Below are 3,106 nucleotides of genomic sequence, written 5' to 3' on the forward strand. Positions count from 1 at the left end.
CGTCCGGGCCCGTCGGCGCCCCCCGGCCGGCCCGGGAATCCGGAGACGGGGGCCTGGCGCGCGGGCCGGAGGCGGACCGCAGGACCCGCGTCACCGTTCTGGTCGCCCTCGCGGCCAACATCGTGATCGCGGGCGCCAAGGGCGTGGGCGGGCTCCTTTCCGGCTCGCCCGCCCTGCTGTCCGAGGCCGCTCCCCCGCGCGGCGGTGTGTGACCACAGCCGCGTGTTGCGGGAGGTGCGGGAGCGACCCAGGCTGGTCGTGGCCCCGCGGCACCGACGACGTCGTGCCGCACGACGGACGAGGCAGAGGGACCATGACCGCAAGCGAACCTCCGACGACGCCGGAGCCGGCGCCGCTGACCGGCGCCACGGCACCGTGCTGGGTCCATCTCGTCACCCACGAACTTCCGGCCGCGGAGCGCTTCTACGGCGCCGTCCTCGGCTGGACCTTCCGTGCGGCCCCGCTGGGCAGGGACTTCGCCATGGCCTGTTCCGGCGGTGTCCCGGTGGCGGGGATCGGCGCGGTCGCCTCCGCCTACCAGGTGGCGGTGGCCTGGACACCGTACTTCTCGGTCCGGGACGCCGACGTCGCGTCGGCGCGTATCCGCGAGCGCAGCGGCACGGTGGCCGTGGGCCCGCTGACCATCGGCGTGGGCCGTGCGCTGCTGGCCTCCGACCGTCACGGCGCGTCCTTCGGTGTCTGGGAGTGGGCCGGCCGGGCCGCGTCCCTCCCGCCGTCCGGTCACCGGGCGCACGCCTGGCTCCGGCTGCGCACCAGGGACGCCTTCGACGCCGCCATCTTCTACGGCGAGGTGCTCGACTGGGCGAGCGGGGAGCCGGGCGGCTGCGAGGTCGCGTACGTCAAGGACGAGGTACTGGTGCGCTGCGGCGGCCGCCCGTTGGCCCGTATCAGCTCCGGGGCGGTCGAAGCCGCGCCCGACCCCGTGGTGCGCCCGCACTGGCAGGTGCAGTTCCCGGTGGCCGACGTCGCGGCGACGGTCCGCACGGCGGAACGGCACGGAGGCGTCCTCATGGAGCGGCGGGCGGTGCCGCACGGTACCGAGGCGACGCTGCGTGACCCGGACGGCGGGCTGTTCACGGTGACGGACGTACGCAGTCCCGCGGACTCGGTACCGGAGGGGTGAGCGGGCCGGCGGCAGGAACCGGGCGGCCGGCTCAGGACCGGGTGCCGGTCCGGTCCTCGTCTCCGCCGTCCCGGCCCCCGCCGCGCGGGTTCCTGCCGTCGCCCCGGGCGATGGCCCACACGGGGAACACGAACCAGCAGGCCAGGAACCACACGGCCATCGCACCCACGAGCCACAGGGCCACCACGTTGTGCAGCGCCACCCGCAGGATGAGCAGCAGCGTGCTGCACATGGTGCAGAAGAGGAGGCCCAGCCCCAGTTTCGTCATGCGCGAGGCCCAGGTGACCGTCTGCGGCTTCATCCTCCGCCCGGTGAGCAGCCGGTGGTAGGACACGGGCCCTATCAGGGCCGCGGCCGTGGCGGAACCGAGCATGACCGTCACCACGTAGATGTTGCGGTCGGTGGTCGACAGATCGGCGAAGCGCGGCTGGAAGACGACGGCGAGCAGGAAGCCGAAGAGGATCTGCACCCCCGTCTGGGCGACCCGCAGTTCCTGGAGCAGGTCGCCCCACCGCCGGTCCGCCCGCTCCTCCTCGGTCTCGCGCCGGCCGCTGACCGGGTTGACCGCCGGTCTTCCGGCCCCGCCCCGTTCGCCGGCCCCCTCCTCCTCGGTGCCGCCGTCCTGCTCGGTGCCGCCGTCCGCCGGTATGTGTCCCATCGGTGCCTCCGCCACGTCGTACACGAGGTGCTACTCGTTCCCCGCGGCCGGTCCGTGAATCCCGCCGGTCAGAATCCCACGGTGTCCACCGTCCGGATCTCCGCCCCCATGTTGCGCCGCATCATCACGAGCGCCGCCTCTGCGAGGTCGGCGTGGATGTGGGCCACGGCGTCCTCGGGGACGGTGACACCGATGTGCCGGATGTGCGCGTCCAGTGCGGAGTAGAGGACGCACTGTTCGGTCACCTGACCGCACAGGACGACCTCGTCCACGTCGAGCTGGTTCAGGAGGTAGGCCAGCGGCGTCTCGTAGAAGGCCGAGTGCCTGGCTTTCACCACGAAGAGGGACGACTCGTCGGGGAGTACCTGCTCGACGAGTTCCGGATGGGCGCCGGCGAGAGCCTGGTCGACGATCTCGCCGTGATGGGAACGCCACTCTCCGAAGTTGTCGTTGACGTAGATCACCGGGAGCTCGGCGGCCCTGGCCCGCTCGATCAGCCGGGCGATCGCCGGAGTGATCCGTCTGACCGACGGGAGAAGGAGGTCGGCGTCGGGGTGTTCGTAGCTGTTGATCATGTCGATGACGATGACGGCGCGCTTTCCCATGCCCTCCATGGTGGCATCCGACGGACCGTTCACCACAGCGGGAGCGCCGCGGACGCGACACGACCGTACGGGCGGGTTTCCGGGGAGACGCGCCGGTACCCGGTGGACGGTGTGTTCCGGGCGCACCTCGACGTCCGGCGGCCGGGCCGTTTAAGATCGTCCGTACGGCATCGCGCGTCGGTCACCGGCCGGGTGAGGCGTGGAGGTAGCCCGTGAGATGCCCGTTGGAGGCATTCCACAGTGTCGGTCGAGTTGAATCACACCATCATCCAGTGCCGGGACAACCGCGAATCCGCGGAGTTCCTGGCGTACGTCCTGGACCTCACCCCCGGAAGGGAATGGGGACCTTTCATTCCGGTCGTCCTGGCGAACAGCGTCACGCTGGACTTCGCGACCGTTCCCGCCGGATCGATCACCGAGCAGCACTACGCGTTCCTCATTTCGGAGGCGGAGTTCGATACGGCCTTCGACCGCGTCAAAGCCATGGGCATCCCCTACTACGCCGACCCCCACCGCAGGCACCCCGGGGAGATCAACCACAACGACGGCGGGCGCGGCGTGTACTTCCCCGATCCCAGCGGTCACGGGATGGAACTCATCACCCGCCCGTACGGCGGCTGGTCGTAGCGGCAGCGGTCCGTGTCCCCCGGCGCCGGGGGACACGGGCCGCCGGCACGAGGTCCGCCCGGCTCAAGGCAC

At 71.7% G+C, this 3,106-nt stretch carries 4 protein-coding genes and 1 pseudogene; 3 read left to right on the top strand and 2 right to left on the bottom strand.

Features of this window, described 5'->3' with window-relative positions:
• Window positions 1-212 (top strand): annotated as a pseudogene (locus ABZ371_RS30895) (hypothetical protein); the annotation flags it as partial.
• 101 nt (window positions 213-313) lie between these two features.
• Window positions 314-1,144 (top strand): VOC family protein, encoded by an 831-nt coding sequence (locus tag ABZ371_RS30900; RefSeq protein ID WP_358685879.1) that lies wholly within the window; start codon window positions 314-316, stop codon window positions 1,142-1,144.
• A 31-nt stretch (window positions 1,145-1,175) separates the two neighbouring features.
• Here the strand turns inward: ABZ371_RS30900 and ABZ371_RS30905 are convergent, their stop codons facing one another.
• Both ABZ371_RS30905 and ABZ371_RS30910 read right to left on the bottom strand, forming a co-directional pair.
• Entirely contained in the window at window positions 1,176-1,802 is a 627-nt protein-coding gene (locus ABZ371_RS30905; RefSeq protein ID WP_358685881.1) for a DUF6328 family protein, read from the bottom strand.
• A gap of 68 nt (window positions 1,803-1,870) precedes the next feature.
• A complete protein-coding gene (locus ABZ371_RS30910; protein WP_358685884.1) occupies window positions 1,871-2,407 on the bottom strand; it encodes an isochorismatase family cysteine hydrolase in 537 nt (178 codons plus the stop codon).
• 240 nt (window positions 2,408-2,647) lie between these two features.
• On the opposite strand from ABZ371_RS30910, the gene ABZ371_RS30915 reads away from it, so the two are divergent.
• A complete protein-coding gene (locus tag ABZ371_RS30915; RefSeq protein ID WP_358685886.1) occupies window positions 2,648-3,034 on the top strand; it encodes a VOC family protein in 387 nt (128 codons plus the stop codon).
• Window positions 3,035-3,106: the final 72 nt, after the last annotated feature.

It is taken from the genome of Streptomyces sp. NPDC005899 (genome assembly GCF_040629645.1).
Taxonomy (GTDB): Bacteria; Actinomycetota; Actinomycetes; order Streptomycetales; family Streptomycetaceae; genus Streptomyces.